At 32.6% G+C, this 25,468-nt stretch carries 23 protein-coding genes; 13 read left to right on the plus strand and 10 right to left on the minus strand.

Going from position 1 to position 25,468, the window contains the following annotated elements:
* Nucleotides 1-247, plus strand: a 247-nt coding sequence (locus tag EV144_RS24300; RefSeq protein ID WP_208326879.1) for a hypothetical protein, incomplete at its 5' end; no start/stop codon positions are given.
* A 79-nt stretch (nucleotides 248-326) separates the two neighbouring features.
* Here the strand turns inward: EV144_RS24300 and EV144_RS23780 are convergent.
* Complete coding sequence (locus EV144_RS23780; protein ID WP_134151631.1) at nucleotides 327-1,007, minus strand: DUF4294 domain-containing protein; 681 nt, start codon at nucleotides 1,005-1,007, stop codon at nucleotides 327-329.
* A gap of 81 nt (nucleotides 1,008-1,088) precedes the next feature.
* Between EV144_RS23780 and EV144_RS23785 the strand changes: the two genes are divergently transcribed.
* From EV144_RS23785 to EV144_RS23810, 6 genes are all read left to right on the plus strand, one after another.
* Nucleotides 1,089-2,177: a M42 family metallopeptidase gene (locus EV144_RS23785; protein WP_134151632.1), complete on the plus strand. Its 1,089-nt coding sequence runs from the start codon at nucleotides 1,089-1,091 to the stop codon at nucleotides 2,175-2,177.
* Between the two features lie 71 nt (nucleotides 2,178-2,248).
* Nucleotides 2,249-2,929 (plus strand): response regulator transcription factor, encoded by a 681-nt coding sequence (locus EV144_RS23790; protein ID WP_134151633.1) that lies wholly within the window; start codon nucleotides 2,249-2,251, stop codon nucleotides 2,927-2,929.
* Nucleotides 2,926-4,287 (plus strand): sensor histidine kinase, encoded by a 1,362-nt coding sequence (locus EV144_RS23795; protein ID WP_134151634.1) that lies wholly within the window; start codon nucleotides 2,926-2,928, stop codon nucleotides 4,285-4,287. The genes EV144_RS23790 and EV144_RS23795 overlap by 4 nt, the downstream gene beginning before the upstream one ends.
* 86 nt (nucleotides 4,288-4,373) lie before the next feature.
* Nucleotides 4,374-5,621: a TolC family protein gene (locus tag EV144_RS23800; RefSeq protein ID WP_134151635.1), complete on the plus strand. Its 1,248-nt coding sequence runs from the start codon at nucleotides 4,374-4,376 to the stop codon at nucleotides 5,619-5,621.
* A 12-nt stretch (nucleotides 5,622-5,633) separates the two neighbouring features.
* Nucleotides 5,634-6,722, plus strand: coding sequence for an efflux RND transporter periplasmic adaptor subunit (locus EV144_RS23805; RefSeq protein WP_134151636.1), 1,089 nt, complete (start codon nucleotides 5,634-5,636; stop codon nucleotides 6,720-6,722).
* A gap of 3 nt (nucleotides 6,723-6,725) precedes the next feature.
* Nucleotides 6,726-9,824 (plus strand): efflux RND transporter permease subunit, encoded by a 3,099-nt coding sequence (locus tag EV144_RS23810; RefSeq protein ID WP_134151637.1) that lies wholly within the window; start codon nucleotides 6,726-6,728, stop codon nucleotides 9,822-9,824.
* 201 nt (nucleotides 9,825-10,025) lie between these two features.
* Here the strand turns inward: EV144_RS23810 and EV144_RS23815 are convergent, their stop codons facing one another.
* Together EV144_RS23815 and EV144_RS23820 are read right to left on the minus strand one after the other, a co-directional pair.
* Nucleotides 10,026-10,403 carry an ankyrin repeat domain-containing protein gene (locus EV144_RS23815; RefSeq protein ID WP_134151638.1) on the minus strand — a complete coding sequence of 126 codons (378 nt, stop codon included), beginning with the start codon at nucleotides 10,401-10,403 and terminating at the stop codon, nucleotides 10,026-10,028.
* A gap of 421 nt (nucleotides 10,404-10,824) precedes the next feature.
* Nucleotides 10,825-11,202 (minus strand): ankyrin repeat domain-containing protein, encoded by a 378-nt coding sequence (locus EV144_RS23820; RefSeq protein ID WP_134151639.1) that lies wholly within the window; start codon nucleotides 11,200-11,202, stop codon nucleotides 10,825-10,827.
* A 393-nt stretch (nucleotides 11,203-11,595) separates the two neighbouring features.
* On the opposite strand from EV144_RS23820, the gene EV144_RS23825 reads away from it, so the two are divergent.
* Nucleotides 11,596-12,141, plus strand: coding sequence for an SRPBCC family protein (locus EV144_RS23825; RefSeq protein WP_134151640.1), 546 nt, complete (start codon nucleotides 11,596-11,598; stop codon nucleotides 12,139-12,141).
* 41 nt (nucleotides 12,142-12,182) lie between these two features.
* Here EV144_RS23825 and EV144_RS23830 read toward each other — a convergent pair whose 3' ends face one another.
* The 7 genes from EV144_RS23830 to EV144_RS23860 form a co-directional block, all read right to left on the minus strand.
* Nucleotides 12,183-13,322: a glycoside hydrolase family 26 protein gene (locus EV144_RS23830; RefSeq protein ID WP_134151641.1), complete on the minus strand. Its 1,140-nt coding sequence runs from the start codon at nucleotides 13,320-13,322 to the stop codon at nucleotides 12,183-12,185.
* A gap of 32 nt (nucleotides 13,323-13,354) precedes the next feature.
* Complete coding sequence (locus EV144_RS23835) at nucleotides 13,355-14,308, minus strand: phosphoribosylaminoimidazolesuccinocarboxamide synthase (RefSeq protein WP_134151642.1); 954 nt, start codon at nucleotides 14,306-14,308, stop codon at nucleotides 13,355-13,357.
* A 169-nt stretch (nucleotides 14,309-14,477) separates the two neighbouring features.
* Nucleotides 14,478-16,823, minus strand: a complete 2,346-nt coding sequence (locus EV144_RS23840; RefSeq protein WP_134151643.1) for a S9 family peptidase — start codon at nucleotides 16,821-16,823, stop codon at nucleotides 14,478-14,480.
* A 163-nt stretch (nucleotides 16,824-16,986) separates the two neighbouring features.
* Entirely contained in the window at nucleotides 16,987-17,817 is an 831-nt protein-coding gene (locus EV144_RS23845) for a Cof-type HAD-IIB family hydrolase (RefSeq protein ID WP_134151644.1), read from the minus strand.
* A 145-nt stretch (nucleotides 17,818-17,962) separates the two neighbouring features.
* Nucleotides 17,963-18,424, minus strand: coding sequence for a DUF6985 domain-containing protein (locus EV144_RS23850; RefSeq protein WP_134151645.1), 462 nt, complete (start codon nucleotides 18,422-18,424; stop codon nucleotides 17,963-17,965).
* Between the two features lie 7 nt (nucleotides 18,425-18,431).
* Complete coding sequence (locus EV144_RS23855) at nucleotides 18,432-18,785, minus strand: DUF1801 domain-containing protein (protein ID WP_134151646.1); 354 nt, start codon at nucleotides 18,783-18,785, stop codon at nucleotides 18,432-18,434.
* 130 nt (nucleotides 18,786-18,915) lie between these two features.
* Complete coding sequence (locus tag EV144_RS23860) at nucleotides 18,916-19,866, minus strand: PhoH family protein (RefSeq protein WP_134151647.1); 951 nt, start codon at nucleotides 19,864-19,866, stop codon at nucleotides 18,916-18,918.
* Between the two features lie 183 nt (nucleotides 19,867-20,049).
* Between EV144_RS23860 and EV144_RS23865 the strand changes: the two genes are divergently transcribed.
* From EV144_RS23865 to dnaN, 5 genes are all read left to right on the plus strand, one after another.
* Nucleotides 20,050-20,877 carry an S-adenosyl-l-methionine hydroxide adenosyltransferase family protein gene (locus EV144_RS23865; RefSeq protein ID WP_134151648.1) on the plus strand — a complete coding sequence of 276 codons (828 nt, stop codon included), beginning with the start codon at nucleotides 20,050-20,052 and terminating at the stop codon, nucleotides 20,875-20,877.
* A gap of 260 nt (nucleotides 20,878-21,137) precedes the next feature.
* A complete protein-coding gene (locus EV144_RS23870; RefSeq protein ID WP_134151649.1) occupies nucleotides 21,138-21,434 on the plus strand; it encodes a putative quinol monooxygenase in 297 nt (98 codons plus the stop codon).
* A gap of 148 nt (nucleotides 21,435-21,582) precedes the next feature.
* Entirely contained in the window at nucleotides 21,583-22,308 is a 726-nt protein-coding gene (gene gldF, locus EV144_RS23875) for a gliding motility-associated ABC transporter permease subunit GldF (RefSeq protein WP_134151650.1), read from the plus strand.
* Nucleotides 22,308-23,993: a gliding motility-associated ABC transporter substrate-binding protein GldG gene (gldG, locus tag EV144_RS23880; protein ID WP_134151651.1), complete on the plus strand. Its 1,686-nt coding sequence runs from the start codon at nucleotides 22,308-22,310 to the stop codon at nucleotides 23,991-23,993. The genes gldF and gldG overlap by 1 nt, the downstream gene beginning before the upstream one ends.
* 106 nt (nucleotides 23,994-24,099) lie before the next feature.
* The gene (gene dnaN, locus EV144_RS23885) at nucleotides 24,100-25,218 is read left to right on the plus strand and encodes a DNA polymerase III subunit beta (RefSeq protein ID WP_134151652.1); all 1,119 of its coding nucleotides are present in this window, start codon (nucleotides 24,100-24,102) and stop codon (nucleotides 25,216-25,218) included.
* The last annotated feature ends 250 nt before the right edge of the window (nucleotides 25,219-25,468 follow it).

Genomic DNA, 25,468 nt, shown 5'->3' on the forward strand with positions numbered 1-25,468 from the left:
GGATTATTTAGTCTCGCAAAGGCGCAGAGACGCAAAAGTTATTTTTGAAATGATGTTTCTTTTAAGTTTCATCTCTCTCCTTTCTTTAAATAAAACACAAATGACTCTCTTGAAAACCTATGCCCTAGCCCTGATGGGAGGGAAAATCCTTTTGGGGCGGGGTTCGCCACAAAAGATTGGAAGGACAGCAGGATTAAGCTCCTTATCTTTCTTAAATTCCAATTGTTTAAATTACAAATTCCAATAATTTACTCCTTTATATATAAGGTACTAAAAAAAATAAACCCGACAGTTTGAAACTGCCGGGTTATATATTAAGGTGTAATTTAGTTTTTACTAAGTACTTTTGCTTTTTGTTCCCACTTTTCTGTTAAGTCATCATAATTTACAGGATTTGCAGGTTTTTGATTTACTAATCTTCCAGATTCAAATGCTCTTACTAATATGGTTTCTATTAGATAGTCTTCGTTATCTTCGTAGGGTTTATATTCGGTTTTTAGACTTATGTCAAATAAATTGGCTGTTGTATTGGATACAAATGCTTTGAAACCACTTTTTAATGTTCGTATTAACTCATAGGTTGTAATTCCGGTTTGTCTGTGGATTAGCTTTACCAGAATTTGACCTTGTTTTCGTGATAGTTTTTTAAGTCTGTCTTCGAATTCATTATTAAGGTAATCTTCTACTATCTTGAAATATTTTTTCTTTTCACGATTGGTTTTTAATCTGGCCATTCCCTGATTTAAACCTGTTAGTCTATCTGAGGCTAGTTTTGCATAAGGATATGTTTTGTAAACTCTATTCTGAAGAATCAAAAATTGTTTTTGTGCTTCGGGATCTAGTTTTACTTTCGAGATAATAATTTCTGGTAATTGAACTGTATCGTTTAAAATGGAATCATTTTCGGTTAATACATATCCCATTTCCTTATTATCTTTAGGAGTTACTTGGGCTTGACTTGTAAAAGAAATCAAAATAAAAAATAAAACAAAGCTGGTTAGTCTCATGGAGTCATAATTTAAGTGTAAAATTATATATTTATATACAACTCTAATACCAAATTTATAAATTAGCGCAAAAATATTTTTATGAGCACAAATTCTATCTTAAAAGATACTTCTATCGCTTTCTTGGAAAGCTACCTTAATAATGCCTCTCCTACTGGTTACGAAAGCGAAGGCCAAAAGCTTTGGATGAATTATCTAAAACCATATGTTGACACTTTTATTACAGATACTTACGGCACTGCTGTTGGGGTTATTAATCCTGACGCCCCTTTTAAAGTGGTTATTGAAGGTCACGCAGATGAAATTTCCTGGTATGTAAACTATATCACAGAAGATGGTTTACTATATGTAATACGTAATGGTGGTTCTGATCATCAGATTGCGCCTTCTAAAAGAGTTCATATTCATACTAAAAAAGGAATTGTAAAAGGTGTTTTCGGCTGGCCGGCAATTCATACACGTTTGCGTGATAAAGAAGAAATTCCGAAACTGAGCAATATTTTTATTGATTTGGGATGCGAAACAAAAGAACAAGTTGAAGCTCTTGGTGTACATGTAGGCTGCGTGATTACCTATCCTGATGAATTTATGATTTTGAATGAAGACAAATTTGTTTGTCGCGCTATTGACAACCGCATGGGTGGTTTTATGATTGCTGAAGTGGCTCGTTTATTAAAAGAAAATAAAAAAGAACTACCTTTTGGCTTGTACATTGTAAACTCTGTTCAGGAAGAAATTGGTCTTCGTGGTGCCGAAATGATTGCGCAGACTATCAAACCTAATGTTGCTATTGTTACTGATGTTTGCCACGACACTACAACACCTATGATTGATAAAAAGGTAGAAGGTGATCTTAAAATGGGTAAAGGCCCTGTTATTGCTTACGCTCCAGCTGTTCAAAATAATCTTCGTGACTTAATTGTTGATACAGCTGTCGAAAATAAAATTCCGTTTCAACGTCATGCGACTTCTCGCGCTACGGGTACAGATACTGATGCTTTTGCTTATAGTAATGGCGGTGTAGCTTCTGCATTGATTTCGCTTCCGTTGCGTTACATGCATACAACGGTTGAAATGGTTCATAGAGATGATGTCGAAAATGTGATCAAATTGATTTATGAGTCATTATTGAAAATCGAAAACAATGAAACTTTTTCTTATTTTAAATAAGAAGAATTAAAACGTCGGTTTGGGTCTTTGATGAAATTCATTAAAGAACCAAACCGACTAATAAAAAAAGCATGAAAATATTATTACTGGAAGACGATTTTACTTTATCTAAAGAAATCTCAGCATTCTTTACTTCAAAAGAATTTGAGTGTTTTCCTTATTATGATGGTTCTTTATTATTAAAAAAATATCTTCCATACGAATATGATTTAATTATTCTGGATATAAATGTTCCGGGAACAACAGGAATTGAGGTTTGCAAGGGCATTCGTGAAAACGATAAAAAGACACCTATAATAATGTTAACGGCTTTTAGCGAAATTGAAGATAAACTGGCTTCTTTTGATAATGGCGCAGATGACTATTTGGTAAAACCTTTTCATTTTGAAGAATTATATGCCCGCGCTTCTTCTTTATTAAGGCGAAAAGATATTCCGCAGCAAAGCGAAAAGAAAATTATCATTCAGGATTTAGAAATTCAGGAAGAAGATATGAAAGTTTTTCGCGCAGGCGAAGAAATAAAACTGACACCAAAAGAGTTTAAACTGATTTTAATTTTGGCTCACGCCAGAGGAAAAGTACTATCGAAACAATTTATTGCCGAAAAACTTTGGGATTATCATATTGAAACGAATCAAAATACAATTGAGGTTTATATTAATTTCCTGAGAAAGAAAATTGACAAAGACCACGAAATTAAACTTATCCGAACCAAAGTGGGTTACGGATATTATTTGAGCGATCAGGAATGACTTTAAAAAATCGAATATCTCTTTTAGTAAGTTTACTTTTTACAATCCTATTTGGGTTGGCTTCTACTGTGATATTCATTTTATATTCTAATTATAGAAAGGAAGAATTTCGGGATCGACTGGAAATAAAGGCGCTTTCTAACATTAAACTTTTGGTAAATGTTAAGCAGATTGATAATCAGCTTTTGAAGATTATTGATCAAAATTCTATCAATAAATTATATGATGAGAAAACTTTGGTTTTTGATTCTAATTACAAACTGATTTACAGCAGTATTGATGATGCTAAAATAAATTGGTCTATTGATGATTTAAAATATTTAAAGAAAAATAAAACCTTCTTTAAACAACAAGGCGATTATGAAGTTTACGGCGTTTTTTACGATACAAAAGACCGTGACTTTTATGCTTTGATTTCTGCAACGGATGATTATGGAAAAAAGAAATTGCTTTTTCTTAGATATACCTTAATTATATCGTACATCTTCTTTACTTGTGTTTGCTGGATTGTAACTTCTTTTACGGTCAAGAAACTAATGAATCCTTTGAGTTCCTTTCATCAAAAAATAAAAAATATAAACGAGAATAATCTGGATACTCGTATTGAAACGGAAAGTGGTAAAAATGAAATTGATTTGATCGCCAATGAATTTAATTTTATGATGGACCGGATCGAGATTTCGTATCAAAAACAAAAAGAATTTACGGCTCACGCTTCTCACGAACTTAGAACACCGCTTTCGCGAATGACTTCTCAGATAGAAAATGCTGTTGCAGATTCTAAAACAAATCCAGAAAATAAGACATTCTTAAATACTATTTTATCAGATGTAAATCAATTGACTGAATTAATTAATTCGCTGTTGATTTTATCTAAAATTGATAATAAAAAGCAGGAAAACAACGAGGTGCATCGCATGGATGAAATTCTGTTTTCTGCCATTGAAAATCTAAATAAAAGCTTTCCTGATTTTGTTATTTTATTTGAAATTGAAGAAAACGAAAATCTGGATACAGCTTTAGAGATAAAAGGAAATAAAAATTTACTGGAAATTGCTTTGAGCAATGTTCTAAAAAATGCCTGTGTTTATTCAGACAATAAACAGGCGAAAGTCATAATAAGTTCTGATGATGAGAATCTAATTATTTCGGTTTCTAACACCGGAAATACTTTGAGTGACGAAGAACAGAAAAATCTTTTTCAGCCCTTTATGCGTGGTAAAAATTCTAAAGGAACCTCGGGTTTTGGTCTTGGTTTAAGAATTGTTCAGCGTATTTTAACACTTCACAAAGCAACTATAAAATACTCGGTATCAAATATTAACACGAATTTATTTCAGTTATTTTTTAATTTGTAAGCAATTTTAAGCTATTTTTAAGGTAGAATTTAAGGTGTCTTAAAGTCTGTCGATAGCATATTTGTAACAAATTAAAAAATGATACAATGAAAAAGTTATTTGCATTACTACTATTAGCACTGATTACTCAGGGTGCAATGGCTCAAAAAACAGTCACTCTACAAGACTGTGAAGCTCAATTTTTAAAGAAGAATCTTTTTTTACTTGCCTCTCAATACAATATTGATGCATCAAAAGCAATGACAATGCAAGCCAAAATTTGGGACAATCCAACTATTACGGCAGAATTGAATGCTTACAATCCTGAAGGAAACAAATATTTTGATATTGGAACTCAGGGACAAAAAGCTTTTGGAATTGAGCAGTTAATTTATTTGGGAGGAAAAAAACGCAATGAAGTAAAGCTTGCTCAAGCAAATGAACAATTAGCTGAGTTGCAATTTAATGATGTGCTGAGGACATTAAAACTACAATTACGCAAAAGTTTTTATACGGTTTATTACAACACTAAAAATCTTGAAACGACAGACAAACAGCTTGCTCATCTTGAGGATTTGATTAATTCCTATTCTATTCAGGCGCAAAAAGGAAATATTCCTTTAAAAGATGTTGTGCGTTTACAATCTCTTTATCTGAATTTTAAAAATGAAAGAATGGAAGTTGTAAATGACAATATTGAGGAACAAGCCAACCTAAAACTGCTATTAAACGAAACTGAAAATGTTGTTCCCGAAGTATCAAAAGAAGAATTTGAAAAATATCTTAAAACGATAGCCTTGGATTTAAAAACATTTGAAGCTGATGCAATAGCCAATCGTCCTGATTATTTGGCCAAACAAAAAGAAATAGATGCGAATGAACTGAATGTAAAATGGCAAAAATCACTTTCTGTTCCTGATATTACTGTAGGCGCTAATTACGATCAACGAAGCGGGGCTTTTAATAAAGAAGCAAATTTAACGCTTGGAATTCCTTTACCGCTTTGGAACAAAAACAAAGGAAACATCAAATATGCCCAGACTATTTTAGAGCAGTCAAAGGTAGAAAAGCAAAATTTTGAACTGCAGCTACAAACAGAAATTACATCAGCTTGGACAAAATGGGACGAATCACGAAAAAACTACACCGTAATAAAACCTACTGTAAATTCAGATTTTGAAGCGGTTTATAATGGAATCTTAACCAATTTCCAGAAACGAAATATTAGTATTCTAGAATTTACTGATTTTATGGAAAGTTACAATCAAGCTACGATTCAAGTAAATGAACTAAAGAAAAAAGTAGTGCTTTCTGCTGAAGAACTCAATAGTACAATTAATAAAGACTTATTTTAAAACTAAATACAAATGAAACATACACTAATTATAGGAATTGCGATTGTGAGTCTATCGATCACAAGCTGTAAAAAGGAAGTTGAAAATCCTGATACTAATACTTCATTTGTATTAAGTGATGATATGCTAAAAACAACAACTACAGTGCCAGCACAAACAGAGCCTGTAAAAAATGAGTTGAGTTTTTACGGTAAAATCACAGCCGATAACAATAAAATGATTGATGTTTATCCGCTTGTTGGAGGAAATGTTATGAAAGTAAATGTGGAACTTGGCGATTATGTAAAAAAAGGGCAAGTTCTGGCAACTATAAAAAGTACCGATGTTGCTGATTTTGAAAAACAAGCTATTGATGCTAAAAATGATTTATTGGTTGCAAAAAACGGACTTAAGGTTGCCCAAGAATTATTTGACGGAAAATTAAATTCTGAAAGTGATGTATTACAGGCAAAATCTGAAGTAAATAAAGCACAGTCTCAATTAAGCAAAGTTCAGGAAACGTATAAAATTTATAATATTAAAGCTGGTTCTATTTATGAAGTAACGGCTCCTATCAGCGGATTTATCATTCAGAAAAGTATCAATCAGGATATGCTTTTAAGAAACGACCGTTCTGAAAATATTTTTGATATTGCCGAAATCAGTGAAGTTTGGGCAATGGCTAATATTAATGAAATTGATATTAATAAAGTAAAATTAGGAACTGCTGCTGCCGTAACTACTTTAAGTTATCCTGATAAAACCTTTAATGGAAAAGTAGACAAAATCTATAACGTGATCGATCCGGAAACAAAAGCGATGCAGGCACGTATTAAATTAAGCAACCCCGGTTATTTGTTAAAACCAGATATGAATGCGAATATTAAATTGTCTTTTAACGAAGTAAATCAATCTATGATAGCCGTACCTAGTAAAGCGATAGTTTTTGATAAAAGTAAAAATTATGTAGTAGTTTTTAAAGATCGTAACAACATAGAAACCAGACAAGTTGAAGTTTACAGAGTAGTTGGTGACGTTACTTATATCTCAAGCGGATTGAAAGAAAATGAAAAAGTTATTACCAATAACCAATTGTTTATTTACAGTGCTTTAAACAACTAAGACATGAACAAATTCATAAAAAACATTATTGCTTTTTCGCTTAAGAATAAAGCATTTACCTTCTTTTGGGTAGGTTTACTGGCTGTTGCAGGATTTATTTCCTTTAAAAATATGCCGATTGATGCATTTCCGGATGTAACGAATACACAAATTATTATCATTACACAGTGGAACGGAAAAAGTGCTGAGGAAGTGGAGCGATTTGTAACTTCTCCGATCGAGATTTCGATGAACTCTGTACAGAAAAAAACCAGCGTTCGCAGTATTACGATGTTTGGTTTATCGGTTATCAAAATTATTTTTGATGATGGTGTAGATGATACTTTTGCACGTTTTCAGGTAAATAATTTATTAAAAAATGTTTCGCTGCCAGATGATGTTGAACCCGATGTTCAGCCTCCTTATGGGCCTACGGGGGAGATTTTTAGATATATTGTAAAAAGTGACAGCAGAGACAGCCGTGAATTGCTTACTTATCAAAACTGGGTTATTGACAAACAATTGCGCGCACTTCCTGGTGTAGCAGATTTAAACGTATTTGGAGGTCAAACCAAAACCTATGAAGTTGGAGTTGATCCTATAAAATTAGCAAAATACAACATTACACCACTTCAGGTTTATAATGCTGTAAATGCCGGAAACTTAAATGTTGGTGGTGATGTTATCGAAAAAAACGGACAAGCGTTTGTAGTTAGAGGTGTTGGTTTATTAAAAACTCCCGAAGATATCGGAAATATTATTGTAGATGATGCAGCCGGAAATCCAATTTTAGTAAAAAATGTTGCAGATGTTTACGAAAGCTCGATGCCTAGAGTTGGACAAACGGGATTAGGAAAAAATGATGATGCGGTAGAAGGAATTGTTGTAATGCGTAAAGGAGAAAATCCGCAGGAAACACTTGCTTTAATTAAAGCCAAGATCAAAGATTTAAATGATAATGTTCTTCCTAAAGACATTAAAATAGAAACTTTTTACGATCGTGATAATTTGATGAATTTTACGACCGAAACAGTTATGCACAATTTATTTGAAGGTATAATTCTAGTAACCTGTGTCGTATTTCTTTTTATGGCCGATTGGCGAACAACATTTACCGTTTCCATCGTAATTCCGTTATCCTTACTATTTGCATTCTTATGTCTTAAAATGATGGGAATGAGCGCCAACTTGTTAAGTTTAGGTGCAGTCGATTTTGGGATTATTATTGATGGTGCGGTGGTTATGGTCGAAGGATTATTTGTGGTTTTAGATCATCGAGCGCATCAATTAGGAATGACGGCGTATAATAAAATTGCAAAAGGAAGTTTGATTAAGAAAACAGGAACAGAAATGGGTAAAGCTATTTTCTTTTCTAAATTAATCATCATCACGGCTTTATTACCCATTTTCTCCTTCCAGAAAGTAGAAGGAAAAATGTTCTCTCCCCTAGCCTTTACTTTGGGTTTTGCCTTAATGGGAGCGTTAATTTTTACTTTGACTTTGGTGCCGGTTTTATCGCATATTCTTTTAAATAAAAATGTAAAAGAAAAAAATAATCCGTTTGTAAACTTTTGGGACAGAATTGTAAGCAAAGGTTTTGCCTGGACATTTAAACATAAAACCAAAACATTAATTGCTTCAATCGCCTTATTGGCAACGGTTTTCTTTTCGGCTACTTTTCTGGGAACTGAGTTTTTACCGCAATTAAACGAAGGAGCTTTGTGGGTAACGGCAGAATTGCCAATGAGTACTTCACTTCCTGAAAGTGTAAAAACAGCAGCAATGATTAGAAAAGATCTGGAAACTTTTCCTGAGGTAAAAAATGTATTGTCGCAAACAGGACGAAGCAATGACGGAACTGACCCTAATGGTTTTGGGTTTATTCAACTACAAGTTGATTTGAAACCAAAATCAGAATGGACTCGAAAAATCTCTATGGATGATTTGATTAATGAAATGGATGAAAAATTGAAGGTTCACCAAGGAATTACTTATAATTATTCGCAGCCCGTAATTGACAACGTAGCCGAATCTGTTGCAGGATTTAAGGCGTCAAACGCTGTGAAAATTTATGGTGATGATCTAAATAAACTTGATGACCTCGCTAATAAGGTTTTAGCAGAAATTAAAAATATTCCAGGAATAAAAGATGCCGGGATTCTTAGAAATGTTGGTCAGCCAGAAATTAGTGTTATTCTGGACAGAGAAAAAATGGCGGCTTACGGAGTAACTTTAAGTGATGCACAAGCTGTTTTGGAACTTGCCTTTGGAGGAAAAACAGCAACGGAGAAATACGAAGATGAAAAGAAATTTGATGTTAGAGTTCGTTTTTCTAAAGAATACAGAAAAGACGAAAAAGATTTAGCCGAAATAAAAGTGCCAACCATAAGCGGTATCAAAATTCCATTAAAGGAAATCTGTGATATTAAAACCATTACAGGTCCAGCGTTTATTTACAGAGATAATACAAAACGTTTTATCGGAGTTAAATTCTCTGTTCGCGATCGAGATTTAGGAAGCACAATCGCCGAAGCTCAGGCAAAAGTTGACAAAATGAAACTTCCTGCAGGTTACACCACAGGCTGGACTGGAGAATTTGAAAATCAAGTTCGTGCCAGCGCACGTTTGGCACAAGTTGTACCCATAAGTTTAATCGGAATATTTGTTTTGCTGTTTATTTTATTCGGAAATATTAAAGATTCTTTATTGGTTTTAGCAAATGTTCCGTTCGCAATTATCGGTGGAATTATCGCATTACATATTACAAGAATGAATTTTGGAATCTCAGCTGGAGTTGGTTTTATAGCTTTATTAGGAATTTGTATTCAGAACGGAGTAATCCTGATTTCCGAATTTCATCATAATCTTAAAGCTAAATTCACGCTTGAAGAATCTATTTTTATGGGGGTAAAAGCCAGAACAAGAGCCGTTGTAATGACAGCACTGATGGCATCAATCGGTTTAATGCCGGCTGCAATTTCTACAGGAATTGGTTCTGAATCGCAAAAACCTTTGGCAATTGTAATTATTGGTGGATTAATTACAGCAACGGTTTTAACGTTATTGGTTTTCCCAATTCTGTTTTGGGTATTCAACCGTAAAAAACACGAACCGATAGAATAACACGTTTTAGAATTTTTGGTTAAATTACTTTGATATTGTCAAGAAGAAGCATCATTATTTATAATGGTGCTTTTTTTGTTGTTATAACTGCAAAGAGCGTAAAGATTCTGTTCCAGCTAACATTCTAAAATAAAAAAACGGCCTTCTGCTCAGAAAGGCCGTTTCTATACTAACTTACTAACTCAAAACTTTTAAAAACTTTTATTTCAAATCTTTCAAAATTGCGATTGATTCTTCAGCTCTAGAAAGTTCTGCGTATTTTAATGCTGTAAAACCTTTTTCATTTTTATCTCCAGCGTTAGCTCCGTTGGCCAATAAAATTTTGATAATTTCAACTTTGTTATAACGTGCTGCAACCATTAAAGGTGACATGTTTTCTGAGATTTTATTAACATCAGCTCCGTATTCGATAAATTTTTTCACACTTTCTACATCTCCTTTGCTAATAGCAACGTTTAATGGTGATGATACATAAGTTGTAACCACGATTGGGTTTTCTACATTTAAATGGTTTGCTGCCATTGAAACATTTGCAAAAGCTACTAAAGCTACTCCTAAAATAATTACTGATTTTTTCATGATGATTGTTGTTAAATGATTGATGATGATTTTTAATGATTTTTAATTTCTAAGCAAATGTAATTCGATTTTTTGTATTATGCATTACAAGGTACTATGTTTTAACTATTTCTTAACATAAACTTAATAAAACTTGAAACAACATCTATTAATATTATCAAATCCTTATTTGCTTTTATAATAGACGAGCATAAACCGATAATGTTACACTTTATTCAAAAAAAAATTAATAAAGATTAACTGCATAATATATTGTATTTATCCAATTAATTGTCAAGCCCTTATTTTACTGTAGTTTACATAATAACCTGATAACAAATACTTTAAAGCAAATATTCTAAGCAATGCATTTATTTATAAATAAAAAACGACCTTCAATTAAGAAGGCCGTTAAAACATTGATTCAAAATTCTTTAAATCGCTATTTCATATCTTTTAAAATAGCAATACAATCTGCAGCTTTAGAAAATTCTGCATAATTAAAAGCAGTAAAACCTTTTTCATTCTTTATAGAAGGCTTCGCTCCATTTGCTAATAAAATCATAATGATTTCACATTTGTTGTAACGCGCCGCAACCATTAAGGGCGACATATCTTTCGAAATTTTGTTGACGTCTGCGCCATATTGAATGAATTTTTTAACGCTTTCGAGATCTCCTTTACTAATTGCAATATGTAAAGGTGGATTTGGATTAACGGAAAACTCGATTGTATTTTTCGTTACTAATTTCTGATTAGAAGCTGTTGCCGCATTTACAGACACTAAAATAGCTCCTAAAATAATGATTGATTTTTTCATGATGATTGTTTGTTAATTGATTGATGATGATGATTTTTAAATTTTTTCCTTTTTTAAGCCATACTTATATAGATATTATGTTTTAACAGTTTTGGTTTTATATTATAGACGCTAAAACTCAAAATAAGTTGCACCTAAATTGAAAAAAAAATCAAAAAGTTGAAATAAACGTAGTTTCAAGCAATACTTTTTTAACTTTACTATACGATTAGAACTAAAATGTGTTCTTAAATAGTTCTTTTGATTCTGCACAAATGGGTTTGTCTTAATTTCTGAAATCATATTTAATGATGAAAGAATTTAAATCAAATAAAAAATAAAGGAAGATTACAACGTATTCAATTTTAATTAATTCATACAAAATCAAACAATTAACCTTAAAACCAAAAAATTATGGGAGTCATCAAAAAAATTCTGATCATCTTGATTTTAATCATTGCAGTCGTATTGATAGCCGCATACTTTATGCCAAAAGAATATGCTGTAGAAAGAGAAATAACCATAAATAAACCTGCCGACAGCGTTTTTAATTATGTGAGATACCTCAAAAACCAAAACGAATTTAGCGTCTGGGCAAACATGGATCCGAAAATGAAATCGACCATGAAAGGAACAGACGGTTCTGTCGGCGCAATCTCTGCCTGGCAAAGCGACGTAAAAGAAGTTGGTGTCGGCGAGCAGGAAATTACCAAAATTACAGAAGGTAAACGTATAGATTTTTCCCTGCGTTTCAAAAAACCAATGGAAGATACTGCAATAGGTTTTATGTCTACGGACAAAGTTTCAGGAAATCAAACCAAAGTAAAATGGGGAATCAGCGGCGTTATTCCGTATCCGACCAATATTATGATGCCAATGCTTAAAATGGATCAGATGATTGGAAATGACCTGCAAAAAGGTCTTGATAATTTAAAATCAAAAATGGAAGAACAAGAATAAATTTAAAAGCGCAATTCTGTTATTAGAATTGCGCTTTAGTTTTATTTTAAACTGAATTTCTTACTATAAATATGCTGTAAATCCTTTTCAAACAAAGTATAAGGATCATCATAAAACTTCATAAAATCTGGCACGCTCAATTGTCCCGGAAATGGAGCATAAAAATGCGTAGGACTTGTTGTGTCGTTTCGCCAAACTAAAACATAAGCTAATTCTAACTTTTCAGACTTTAAAGTTTTAAGTAAAGTTTCTGTCCACCAAGAGGCATTCGGAATAGATTCTAAACCGGTTTCTGTAAAAGCTGCTAATTTTTTCTTTTCTATTGCCGTATCAGAGATTATTTTAAGTTTTTTAAGTCCAGCTTCCAGATTATATTTTCCGTCTCTTCCAAAATCTGCGTAATCATCCATACCAAACATATCTACAAAATCATCACCTGGATAACGTTCCAAATATTCTGTTTGGTTTATAAATTGGCAATCTGGCGAAAAAGCATAAATAAAATTGTGCACACCCAAAGTATCTCTTAAATACGAAACTGTAAACTGCCAAACGGCAATAAAATCTTCACGAGAAGTAAATTTCTTTCCCCACCAAAACCAATTTCCGTCAAATTCGTGATACGGTCTAAAAATCATTGGAGCCAAAGTGCCATCTTTTGCTTTTACAGAATGAGCAAAATCGGCAATCGTTTTTAAAATTTCTTTGTATTGTTCGTGATAAGAACCACCCTGTTTTATCAAAGCCATTGCAGGTTTAGAAATAGAATCTTTCCAATAAAAACCACCTTCAGAAGCTGGATTATTAAAATGCCAGGAAACAGTTGTAATACCGCCACGTTCGTAAGTAGCAATAACGTTCTTTTTTAAAACTTCTTTTGTCTTTTCTATTTCTTCTTTTGAATGTCCAGAAAAACCGCTAAAATCTATTCCAACAACTGCTGGATGCGATCCTGTAACCGATTTTACATCCGAACGATTGAGCTCATTAGACCAGCCGTGACCGTATTCGAGCGCATGCTGGTGTCCGAACAATATATGTTTTTTTGAAATTGTTTTAAGATTTTGATATAAATTCTGAGTTTCTTTTGTCGCGTTTTTATCAATCTGCGCAAAAAGAAAATGTCCTGTTATCATAAATACAGATAACAGGACATTTTTTTTATTGGAAATAAAGTTCATGGTTTAAGCAGTTAGTTTAAACCCGAAAATTACTATTTAGAAGCAAGATATTCTAATACGTTTTTATCAATACGTTGGTCAATATTGTCAATATCAGCTTTTACGAATTTTTCTCCTAAGATATTCTCGTACAACTCAATATATCTTTCAGAAACAGACTCGATATAAGCATCTGTCATATCTGGAATTTGTTGTCCTTCCTGACCTTGAAAACCATTTTCGATCAACCAGCGGCGTACAAATTCTTTAGACAATTGTTTTTGCTCCTCGCCTTTTTCTTGTCTTTCTGCATATCCATCAGCATAAAAATAACGAGAAGAATCCGGTGTATGAATTTCATCAATCAAAACGATAACACCGTCTTTTGTTTTTCCAAATTCATATTTTGTATCTACCAAAATTAAACCGCGAGAAGCTGCAATTTCAGTTCCTCTTTGAAATAAAGCACGAGTATATTTTTCTAAGATTAAATAATCTTCTTCTGTAACAATTCCTTTAGACAAGATATCTTCACGAGAAATATCTTCGTCATGAGATCCGTTGTCTGCTTTTGTTGTCGGCGTGATAATTGGTTCAGGAAATTTATCATTTTCTTTTAATCCTTCAGCCATTGTTACACCGCAGATTTGTCTTTTTCCTAAAGCATATTCTCTCGCTGCGTGTCCTGAAACATACCCGCGAATAACCATTTCTACTTTAAAAGGATCACATAAATGTCCAACAGCAACGTTTGGATCTGGAGTTGCAATTAACCAGTTTGGAACAATATCCTGAGTCAATTCCATAAATTTTGTAGCAATCTGATTTAAAATCTGCCCTTTGTACGGAATTCCTTTTGGTAAAACTACATCAAAAGCCGAAAGTCTGTCTGTTGCCACCATTACCAAAAGATCGTCGTTTATGTTGTAAACTTCTCTCACTTTGCCACGGTAAACTGATTTCTGATTCGGAAAATTAAAATCTGTAGTTGTAATTGTATTGCTCATTTTGATAGTGTGTTGTTTTTTTATGAATGCAAATTTAGACTTATTTGTAACGAAAAAGAAATTTTAATTTATAGTTTTCAATCCCACTTCTGCTTTAAAGCAAAAAACTTTGTCAAAGTTTAAAACTTTGACAAAGTTATGTTGAGACTTAAAATTAAAACTAGAAAAACTATTTCAAAAGTGTCGAATTAAACAAATTTAAAATTCTGCCATATTCGTCAATCCAAGAATAGGTTTCTTTAAATCCGTGAGATTCTACAGGGAAAGAAGCAAGACTCCAATTCTTTTTCTGCAATTCTATAAAACGCTGCGACAAACGTACAATATCTTTGTATTCTACATTATCGTCAACCATTCCGTGCAGCATTACCAGATTTCCTTTTAAGTTATCCGCATAATAAATCGGTGAACTTTTTTTGTAAGCTTCCGGATCTGTTTCCGGAAAATTCAAAATGTTACCTGTATATCCGTGATTATAATGTGCCCAGTCTGTTACAGAACGCAAAGCAGCGCCCGAAGCAAATTCTCCTGGAGTAGTCAACATTCCCATCAAAGTAATAAATCCTCCATAAGAACCTCCGTAGATACCTACTCTATTAGCATCAATACCCAGATTATCAACCAAATATTTTTTACCATCAATGTGATCCGATAAATCTTTTCCACCCATAAAACGGTAAATTCCAGTTCTAAAATCACGACCGTAACCGTCACTTCCTCTATAATCAATATCCAAAACTGTGTATCCTAAATCAGTCAACAGGTTATGAAACATATATTCTCTGTAGTAGTTACTCCAGTAATTATGAGCATTTTGCAAATATCCAGCACCATGTACAAAAATTACAGCTGCTTTATTTGCATTTTCTGTTTTTGGCGTGTACAATCTCGCATTTACAGGAGTTCCGTCCTGCGCTTTAAAAGTAATAACCTGAGGTTCTCTCCATTGGTATTTTTTAAAACTTTCTGTTGTTGAAGAAGAAATTTGCTGTAAAGTGGTATTCTTTTTATTCTCAGCAACATAAAAATCCCAAGGAATATTTTTATACGAATAACGAACTAAAAGTGTTTTTTCGTCTGGAGACAAAACAACTTCACTTGCTCCATCTTTGGTAATTATTGGCTGTAAAACTCCATCAGCAGGATTTAATTTATAGAAAGTTCTGTTTCCCGGATGCGTTGTATTTGTCGTTAAATAAAATGTCTTTTTATCTTTAGACAAAACCACATCACGAACTTCCCATTTACCGCTTGTAAGCTGGGTTTTCTTTTTCGTTTTTAAATTGTAAGTGTACAAATGAGAATATCCTGTAGCTTCAGATTGGAAATAAATCGTTTCGTTGTCTGCTAAAAATTCTAAATTTCCAGAAGAAAATGGATACGACGGAATTCCAGGTCCGGCAATCCAGGCATCATCGTGCTGATATTCAATTTCTTCAAAAGTTCCTTTTTCAAGATTTAGACTTACCAGCCATCTGTCCTTATTGTCCTGACTTCTAATTTCTACAATTCCAAACGTACCGTTTTCGTTGTAAACTGGTGCCTGCGCAACAATTAGTTTATCTGCTTTTGGTTTGTTTTTTAAATTGTCATACAATTCAAAATATTTTGGATTATCCTGAATGTGGCTTAAAGTCGAAAAATTAACGTAGTAAACAGAATCTTTAGCAACAGAATAAATTCCGAAACGCGTTTTTACAAAATTCTTTACCGAAACTTTTTCTTTTGTCTCCGGAGTTTGATTATAACCATCGGCTGTAATAAAAACTTCCATTTTTTCTTTTTTAACCTCAGAAGGTTCTATTAAGCTAAAAGTGGCAAAATTTCCGTTTGGATTTGCTTTTAAACTCACGAACTCATCATTTCCATAAAAATAGCTTTTGGCAAAATCAGATTTTACAGCTTTGCTTTTCGCTAAATTCCATTGTTTTTTTGACTCTTTATCTCTAATAAATTGAAATAATTCTGTTTGTTGTGTATTTAAGAAAGAATCGTTTTCAGATTTTGAATCTTTTTTTACTCCTTTAGTAAAATTTGTAATTTGTACAACAGTACCTTCTTTTGCGTTGTATTTGAAGATATTTTCGTTTTGCTCAAAAAACAATATTCCAGATTCGCTTCCAAATTGCAGATTCGAAATTGGTGCAGCTTGCTGAAAGATTTTTTTAATTGCTTTTGATTGAATAGAATAAGAATACAAACCTCCTTTATTAATGTAATAAGCAATATCTGATCCCGGTTTAACTTTAAAATCAAAATGAGAAAAAGCAGCTTCTTCTGGAGATGCAGCTTCTGGTTTTACCATTCCTTTCTGCCAAAAATAAGTACTTGTTCCCCACTCATCTTTCGGATTCCATTCAAAATATACTTTTTTTCCGTCCAAAGACCAGCGTCCATCTGTAGGTTGATTTCCAATAAAAGATTCACCTTTCATAATTTCTTCTAACTTAAGGCTTTGGCTATTTCCTGATATAGAAAAAACTAAAAAAGCAACAATAAAAATGTTTTTTGTCATAATTGTAGTATTTGAGATCGTAAAAATACACTTTGAAAACAATTAAAAAAAGGTTTTTAGGCTAAGTCTTATTCCCGAAAATGTTAAAAACAAAAAATCCCTGAAGAAAAGCCTTCAGGGATTTTTTTTATATTTCTTTTAAAAACTAAAAAGCTTTAATAAATTAACTGGCTGCGAATTCTTTATCTAAAATTCTTGAAGCAATATATCTTGCAACACCATCTTCGGCATTGGTTTTAATTACTTCTAAATTTGGAAGTGTTTCTTTTAATAAAGCCGGAGCATTGCCCATAATTAATCCTTTTCCGGATACAGATAACATTTGAACATCGTTGAAACCGTCTCCAAAAGATACTGCTTCTGCCAAAGTAAAGCCTTCTTTTTCTAATACTCTTTCAATAGAAACCGCTTTATCTATAGATTTATCCATAAATTCTAAACAAGTCGGCAGACTAAATGCATGATGCAGATGTTCTGATGAATTAGCCAAAATAGCATCTTTTAATTTTACCAATTTTTCGTGATTATCGCATGAAAAGAAAATTTTGATAGCGCCAAAATCCTGCAAAGCTTTATAATCAACCAATTCTGGTCTGTATTTTAATTCTTCCTGAAAAGCATTTAGTTTTTCGCTTATTCTATTGGTCTGCCAAACATTTTCTTTAAATAAAACAACCGTAATTTCTGGATCAATTTCTACATTTAAAGCTGCTTTTACGACATCGCTGTCTAAATTAAAAGAAAAAAGTTCTTTTTTATTTGGCGAATGTATTCTGGCTCCGTTGGAACTCACTAAATAAACCGGAACTTCTAGCTTTTCTATAATTGCCATAGCATCAAGATGATGACGACCAGTGGCTACAACTATAAGATAATTTTGATTGTGAAGTTCTTGAAAAATTGATTTGGTGTAATCTGAAATTCTGTGTTGTGGATTGAGTAAAGTTCCGTCAAGATCTGAAACGACAACTTTTATATTTTTGAGTTTTGTCATAGTAATAATCAAGTATTTTGATAGGCAAATTTACGATTTTTAGCTCAGAAGAGCAAAGCGAAAAGATTTCTAAGGCTTAAAAATGAGCAAGTTTATTATTTATTTAACTATTACGTTAAATTCTTTTCATCACTATATATGATTCTTAATCACTATATGCACCATCATGACCGCTTGCTCTTGTCAACGTTAATCCCTCCTTAAAAACTAATTGTAATCCATGTTCTTCTTCCCAAATACATCCACAAGAAACACATAGATAAAAAATTCCATTTTCATCAGAATCAATAATAATTTCAGATGGATAAACAAAATTCCAAATATCTTCAACAGTTTTAATATTCAGATTCTCTGTATATCCAAATAATAAAACTTCATCATAATAATCATAAACAATTTTTGAATCCTTAAATTTTTCTGATGTATCTAATTTTAAAAAATTTTCTAAAACTCTGTCGGCTCCAGACAAATATGATTCGTATAGAGCTTCAACAAACCCAATTTTTAATTTTTTATTATTAAAATATGGAATTGGATAAGGTTCACTTTCAAAATAATCTGGATCGTAGTCCAAAGGCTTCAGTTTTCCAGCAATTTTCGATTCCATATAATTTTTATTTTCCTGTTTTGTATAAGTTTAATGCTTTTTGCAAAATATTTTCAATAGATTCTATTGGCAAATGCTTATCAGAATCAAATAACATAATTTTCATTCTCGAACGATCTTCCTGAGTTAGAAAAGGTTCATCAAAATATTTTCCTTCCACAATTCCAATATAAGGCTGTTTGTATTTTTTGTGAACCCATAAATAGCAGAACATTTTTCCTTTATAACAAAAAAATGGCATTCCGTATTTTAGAACATTAGTGATGTCTTTGTCTTGTTTTAAGATAATTTCTTTTAATGCAAAGAAAACTTCCTTAAAAGGTTCTTCTTGCTTTTCGTAAAAATTATCTAGTTCTTTCATTTTCCAATAGTATTTCAAAAAATATTCGTTTTACGCATTTCAATAAAGAAAAACATAAAACGAATATTGTTTATTTATTTGCCACTCCCGATAGCTATCGAGAGTGGCAAATAAAAAATATTTCACAAAATTAATCGTGATTTTCTATTTGTTTATAAGCATCAATAACCTTTTTAACCAATCTGTGACGCACGATATCTTTATCGTCAAGATAAATAATTCCGATTCCGTCAACGTCTTTTAGAACCAAAATCGCTTCTTTAAGACCAGAAATAGTTCTTCGTGGTAAATCGACCTGTCCTGGATCACCCGTAATCATAAACTTAGCGTTTTTACCCATACGGGTCAAAAACATTTTCATTTGTGAGTGCGTTGTGTTTTGCGCTTCATCCAGAATTACAAAAGCATTATCAAGCGTACGTCCGCGCATAAAAGCCAGCGGTGCAATCTGAATAATTCCTTTTAGGATATAATCTTCCAATTTTTCGTTTGGCAGCATATCGCGCAGCGCATCATAAAGCGGTTGCATATACGGATCTAGTTTTTCTTTCATATCTCCGGGTAGAAATCCTAGATTTTCTCCTGCTTCTACTGCCGGACGTGTTAATATGATCCTTTTTACTTCCTTGTCTTTAAGTGCCTTAACAGCCATTGCAACACCCGTGTACGTTTTTCCGGTTCCGGCAGGACCAACTGCAAATACCATATCATTTTTTTTGATGGTATCTACCAGTAACTGCTGGTTGGGAGTCATGGCTTTAATTATCTTACCGCCAACACCATGAACTAATATTTTGTCATGATCGTACATCTTTTTTTCTTCTAGACTATCGCTCATTATTACACGCTCAATTACATTATCGTCAATATTATTGTAACGGGTAAAATGAAGCATTAATCTCTGAAATCTTTTTTCGAATTCATCTAAGACTTCTTTTTCGCCAAATGCCTTCAAAGTGGTTCCTCGCGCTACGATTTTAAGCTTCGGATAATACTTTTTGATTATTTCAAGGTGGCTGTCCTGAGCGCCCCAAAACTCTTTTGGTGCGATGTCTATTAGCTCGATTATTCTTTCGTTCAAATGAGTTAGTTTTAAATTAAAATTAAAATCGTTTTTAAATCAATTGGCTGTCGGGTAAATATTTTTTAAAAAACACAATTTGTCTTTTCTTTCTTTCAATTTGTATTTACTATTACTAGCTTTGCATTTCTCAAATTTAATGAAAATTAGATTTAAATACTACCAATAGTTATAAACAAAATTATGTCAATAATTACTCTTACTACCGATTACGGCTTAAAAGACCACTTTGTTGGTTCGCTAAAGGGTAAGATATTATCAGAACTTCCAGAAGTTGTAATTATTGATATTTCGCATGACATTGATCCATTTAACACAGCAGAAGCAAGTTACGTAATCGGAGCTTCTTATTTAAGTTTTCCAAAAGGAACGGTGCACTTAATTGGAGTCGATATCGAACGCAATAAAGAGAACCAGCATATTGCCATGCAATGGAACGATCACTACTTTATTTGTGCCGATAATGGTATTTTAAGTATGCTTACACAAAAGATTGTACCACAGAAAATTGTGGCTATCAATATTCACGATCGTTTTCCTGCAGAATCATCTGATATGGATATTTTTATACAAGTAGCCTGCCATATTGCAAAAGGCGGTTTACTTAATGTTATTGGTAAAGAAATCAACGAAATAAAAGAAGTTACAGAACTTCAGGCTGTTGTTTCGGGCGATGGAAATTCTCTAAAAGGCTATGTAATTTATATTGATCATTTCGGAAACATTGTAACCAATATCTCGAAACAGCAATTTTTAGACGCTGCAAAAGGCCGTCAGTATGAAATTGTGATGAAAACCAAAAATATCAAAACCATTCTGCCCAATTATTCTGCAATTGCAACTTCAGAAAAATATCCTATAAAAACGTATGAAGGCGAAAAACTGGCGATTTTTAACGAAGCTGGTTTTCTGGAAATTGCCATTTTCAGAAGTAATCCATCTAAAGTAGGTTCTGCAAATAGTTTGCTGGGGTTGAATTATCGTGATGTGATTACAATTCAGTTTTCTTGAGTTCCATTTTAGATTTTCAATTGATTTATCAAACAGTTTGTCATCCTGAGGAACGAAGGATCTCCGTAAGCAGCTCCATAAGCATATTCCCAATCTTTGTAGAGTTCCTTACGGAGATCCTTCGTTCCTCAGGATGACAAACAAGACTAAAAAAAAATATAAAAAGAACAATCTAATTTGGTATTTTTGCCCGCGTATTATAGGTTTTAAATCTAAAATCTATCCCGAGGCTTCGGGACTAAAATCTAAAATTTAAAAACATGTTTGTCAGAATTGTAAAAATGAGTTTTCACGAAGAAAAAATTCCCGCTTTTCTGGAGAATTTTGAAACCATAAAACACAAAATACGAAATGCCGAAGGAAATCGTTTTTTAGAATTATATCAGGACAAAAACAACAAAGAAATATTTTTTACTTACAGCTATTGGGAAACCGAAGCCGATTTGGAAAATTATAGAAATTCTGAACTGTTTGATTCAGTCTGGACTTTTACAAAAAAACTATTTAACGCAAAGCCAGAAGCGTGGAGTGTGGACAAAATTGTTAGTTTAGTTTAAAGTTTCAGGTTTCAAGTTATTACAGTATCTGAAATAGAAACGAATTAACCGCAAAGAGCTCAAAGATTAGATTAAAAAAAACATAATGTTCGCAAAGTAAAGCAACTTGAAACGTGAAACTTGAAACAATAAAAAAACAAAAACATAAATGAAATCAATCATTTTTAGAGAAATAAAATCCTTTTTTGGCTCTCCTATTGGCTATTTGGTCATTGCGATTTTCTTAATCAGCAACGGACTATTTTTATGGGTTTTTGAAGGAGATTATAATATTTTGAATTCCGGTTATGCCGATTTAACTCCATTCTTTACTCTAGCGCCGTGGATTTTAATTTTCCTTATTCCGGCCGTAACGATGAGAAGTTTCTCTGACGAAAAAAAACAAGGAACACTAGAATTGCTTTTAACTAAACCATTATCGGTTTGGGAAATCGTAAACGGAAAGTTTTTTGGATCTTTTCTGCTGATAATCTTAGCTATAATTCCAACTTTTATTTATGTAAAAGTAATTTCTGGTTTAGGTTCGCCAGAAGGAAATATTGATATGGGAAGCACAATTGGTTCTTATTTTGGATTATTGTTTTTAATTGCTTCTTATTCTGCAATTGGCATCTTCACTTCTACCCTTTCAGAAAATCAAATTGTGGCTTTTATTATTGCTGTTTTCTTGTGTTTTATCTTTTATTTCGGATTTCAGGGCTTAGCTACATTAATTCCAGATTCTTCTAATATTATTTCTGCATTCGGAATGCAGGATCATTTTAAAAGTATGAGCCGAGGCGTGATCGATACTCGTGATATTATTTATTTCCTGAGCATCACAGTTTTGTTTTTGTCTTTTACCGTTTACAAATTAAAATCTTTTAAAGCCTAATGAAAGCATCTACTCAACAAAATATCAAGACATTAGGTATTACCGTTTTCATTCTGATCGTTTTAAATGTATTGGGAAGTTTATTTTTCCATCGTTTTGATTTAACCAAAGACAAACGTTATACTTTATCTGAAACTTCTTTAAACATTGTAAAACAAGTTAAAAATCCATTATCGATTAAGATTTATATGGATGGAGAACTTCCAGCTGATTTCAGACGTTTACAACAAGAAACCAGACAATTATTAGAAGAATTTCAAGCTTACAATCCAAACATTGTTTTTGAATTTGTTAATCCTTTAGAGAACGAAGACGAAAGCGAAAGCTTAACAAAATCATTATTTCAAAAAGGACTTACACCAATCAATATTACGGTTGATGATAAAGGAAAACAATCTCAGGCGATGGTTTTTCCTTGGGCTGTTGCCGTTTACAATAATAAAGAAGTTAATATTCCTTTGTTGAAAAACATAATGGGCGCTTCTACCGAGCAAAAAGTAAAAGGATCGATTCAGCATTTAGAATATTCTATTGCAGATGCTATCAATAAAATTACCAAAGACAAACAGAAGAAAGTTGCAATTATTAAAGGAAATGGCGAATTAAACGAAATTCACATTGCCAAAATGCTGCGACAAATTCGCGAAAGTTATTACATTGGCCCATTCACTTTAGATTCTGTTGCAAAAGATCCTAACGGAACTTTAGATGCCTTAAAAAAATACGATTTAGCAATTATATCAAAACCAACCGAAACTTTTTCTGATGAAGAAAAGCAGGTTTTAGATCAGTTTATTATGAATGGCGGTAAAACGCTTTGGTTAATTGATCAGGTTGCTGCCGATATGGACAGTTTGTACAATCAGTCTGGTGCGACTTTGGCGTATCCGAGAGATCTAAACCTAAACGATATGTTCTTTAAATATGGGTTTAGAATTAATCCTGATTTAGTAAAAGACGAACAAGGAAGCCCTATAAAATTGGCAACTGGCGAACAAGGAAGTGCAACGCAGTATCAGGATTTTATCTGGAAATTTGCACCACAGGTTTACCCAACAAGCCAGCACCCAATTGTGAAAAATTTAGGTGGCATTAAATTTGATTTTGCAAGTCCGATTGATACTTTGAAAAACGGAATTAAAAAAACGATTCTTTTGCAATCGTCTCAATATTCCAGAACAATTGGAAGTCCGGCAGAAATCAATTTGAATATTGTAACCGAAAAAACTTCACCACAGGATTATTTAAATAAAGGGAATATTCCGCTTTCGGTTTTATTAGAAGGTTCTTTCCATTCTGCTTTTGAAAATCGTGTTTTACCATTCAAAGAAAATGCATTTCAGGCAAAAGGAAAACCAAATAAAATGATTGTTATTTCTGATGGAGATTTAGCCAAAAATCAGTTAGACAAAAACATGATGCCAGTAGAATTAGGCTACGATCAGCGTACGGGAAATCTTTACGACAACAAAGATTTTATGATGAACTGCATCAATTATCTTCTTGACGATACCGGACTTATTAACATTAGAAGTAAAGATGTAGAGCTTCCATTATTGGATAAAGAAAAAGTTTATGCCAATTACACTACAACGCAATTCATAACTATCGGACTTCCAATTCTTATTTTATTGGTTTTCGGATTGGTATTTACTTTTATAAGAAAAAAGAAGTATAGCAAATAGATGTTAATAAAAAAATTGTAATACTTTAGATAGTTTACGATATATTTGTAATCTGTATATTTAGCCTTAATTTGCTGAGTATACCTCAAAAAATAAAACAAAAGAGATGAAATTTATAGTATCGAGTTCGTACTTATTAAAACAATTACAGGTTTTAGGTAGTGTAATCAACAGTAATAACACGTTGCCTATTTTAGACAACTTTTTATTTGAACTAAACAATGATGAATTAACAGTTTCAGCATCTGATCTTGAAACTACAATGTCTGCCTCATTATCAATCGATTCTAAAAGTAAAGGAAGTGTGGCTGTGCCTGCTAAACTTTTACTTGAAATTTTAAAAACATTTCCAGAACAGCCTTTAACTTTTACTGTTGAAGATAATAATACTGTTGAAATTAGTTCAAACTCAGGGAAATATGCATTAGCATACGCTGCAGGAGAAGAATTTCCAAAAGCAGTACATCTAGAAGATCCGTCTGTAACTTTAGTTCCTGCAGAAGTTTTGGCAACTGCAGTAAGTAAAACTATTTTTGCTGCTGGTAATGATGATTTACGTCCGGTAATGTCTGGAGTATTTTTTCAGTTCTCTCCAGAAGGATTAATTTTCGTAGCTACAGACGCTCATAAATTGGTAAAATATGCACGTACAGATGTAAAAGCATCTCAGGTTGCAGATTTTATTATGCCAAAAAAACCTTTAAACATTTTAAAAAGTATTTTAGGTTCTTCTGATGCAGAAGTAAAAATTGAATACAACGATTCAAATGCGACTTTCTCATTTGACAATTATATCTTAATGTGTCGTTTAATTGATGGAAAATATCCAAATTACGAAGCGGTAATTCCAAAAGAAAATCCAAACAAATTAATGATCGATCGTTCTTTATTTTTAAGTTCAGTTCGTCGTGTTGCGATTTTCTCAAACAAAACAACACACCAAATTCGTTTAAAAATTGCCGGAGCAGAATTAAATGTTTCAGCAGAAGATATCGATTACTCAAACAAAGCCGAAGAGAGATTAACTTGTGATTATCAAGGTGATGACTTGCAAATCGGTTTTAACTCACGTTTCTTAACAGAAATGCTGACGAACTTACAATCTGACATGATTATGTTAGAAATGTCATTACCAAACAGAGCCGGAATCCTTACTCCTGTTGATGGTTTAGAAGAAGGCGAATCTGTTACAATGTTGGTAATGCCCGTGATGTTAAATAGTTAACATCAAAAGTTGTTTTTGTTACAGGGATGTTTTTTAGTTTAAAATTAAAGATATATCATTGTAAAAAAAAATATCGCTATTAACCAACCATTTTTTATACCTAGAAACCGCAATTCCTACAAAGAGTTGCGGTTTTTTATTTTGGGTTAATTTTTGTTTCAGGTTTCAGGTTTCAGGTTTCAGGTTTCAGGTTTCAGGTTTCAGGTTTCAGGTTTCAGGTTTCAGGTTTCAGGTTTCAGGTTTCAGGTTT

This window comes from Flavobacterium sp. 270, assembly GCF_004368785.1.
Taxonomy (GTDB): domain Bacteria; phylum Bacteroidota; class Bacteroidia; order Flavobacteriales; family Flavobacteriaceae; genus Flavobacterium.

Excerpts from the sequence above, each read along its gene's own strand:
- EV144_RS23780 (WP_134151631.1), bottom strand. The coding sequence starts at position 1,007 with ATGAGACTAACCAGCTTTGTTTTATTTTTTATTTTGATTTCTTTTACA.
- EV144_RS23785 (WP_134151632.1), top strand. The coding sequence starts at position 1,089 with ATGAGCACAAATTCTATCTTAAAAGATACTTCTATCGCTTTCTTGGAA.
- EV144_RS23790 (WP_134151633.1), top strand. The coding sequence starts at position 2,249 with ATGAAAATATTATTACTGGAAGACGATTTTACTTTATCTAAAGAAATC.
- EV144_RS23795 (WP_134151634.1), top strand. The coding sequence starts at position 2,926 with ATGACTTTAAAAAATCGAATATCTCTTTTAGTAAGTTTACTTTTTACA.
- EV144_RS23800 (WP_134151635.1), top strand. The coding sequence starts at position 4,374 with ATGAAAAAGTTATTTGCATTACTACTATTAGCACTGATTACTCAGGGT.
- EV144_RS23805 (WP_134151636.1), top strand. The coding sequence starts at position 5,634 with ATGAAACATACACTAATTATAGGAATTGCGATTGTGAGTCTATCGATC.
- EV144_RS23810 (WP_134151637.1), top strand. The coding sequence starts at position 6,726 with ATGAACAAATTCATAAAAAACATTATTGCTTTTTCGCTTAAGAATAAA.
- EV144_RS23815 (WP_134151638.1), bottom strand. The coding sequence starts at position 10,403 with ATGAAAAAATCAGTAATTATTTTAGGAGTAGCTTTAGTAGCTTTTGCA.
- EV144_RS23820 (WP_134151639.1), bottom strand. The coding sequence starts at position 11,202 with ATGAAAAAATCAATCATTATTTTAGGAGCTATTTTAGTGTCTGTAAAT.
- EV144_RS23825 (WP_134151640.1), top strand. The coding sequence starts at position 11,596 with ATGGGAGTCATCAAAAAAATTCTGATCATCTTGATTTTAATCATTGCA.
- EV144_RS23830 (WP_134151641.1), bottom strand. The coding sequence starts at position 13,322 with ATGAACTTTATTTCCAATAAAAAAAATGTCCTGTTATCTGTATTTATG.
- EV144_RS23835 (WP_134151642.1), bottom strand. The coding sequence starts at position 14,308 with ATGAGCAATACAATTACAACTACAGATTTTAATTTTCCGAATCAGAAA.
- EV144_RS23840 (WP_134151643.1), bottom strand. The coding sequence starts at position 16,823 with ATGACAAAAAACATTTTTATTGTTGCTTTTTTAGTTTTTTCTATATCA.
- EV144_RS23845 (WP_134151644.1), bottom strand. The coding sequence starts at position 17,817 with ATGACAAAACTCAAAAATATAAAAGTTGTCGTTTCAGATCTTGACGGA.
- EV144_RS23850 (WP_134151645.1), bottom strand. The coding sequence starts at position 18,424 with ATGGAATCGAAAATTGCTGGAAAACTGAAGCCTTTGGACTACGATCCA.
- EV144_RS23855 (WP_134151646.1), bottom strand. The coding sequence starts at position 18,785 with ATGAAAGAACTAGATAATTTTTACGAAAAGCAAGAAGAACCTTTTAAG.
- EV144_RS23865 (WP_134151648.1), top strand. The coding sequence starts at position 20,050 with ATGTCAATAATTACTCTTACTACCGATTACGGCTTAAAAGACCACTTT.
- EV144_RS23870 (WP_134151649.1), top strand. The coding sequence starts at position 21,138 with ATGTTTGTCAGAATTGTAAAAATGAGTTTTCACGAAGAAAAAATTCCC.
- gldF (WP_134151650.1), top strand. The coding sequence starts at position 21,583 with ATGAAATCAATCATTTTTAGAGAAATAAAATCCTTTTTTGGCTCTCCT.
- gldG (WP_134151651.1), top strand. The coding sequence starts at position 22,308 with ATGAAAGCATCTACTCAACAAAATATCAAGACATTAGGTATTACCGTT.
- dnaN (WP_134151652.1), top strand. The coding sequence starts at position 24,100 with ATGAAATTTATAGTATCGAGTTCGTACTTATTAAAACAATTACAGGTT.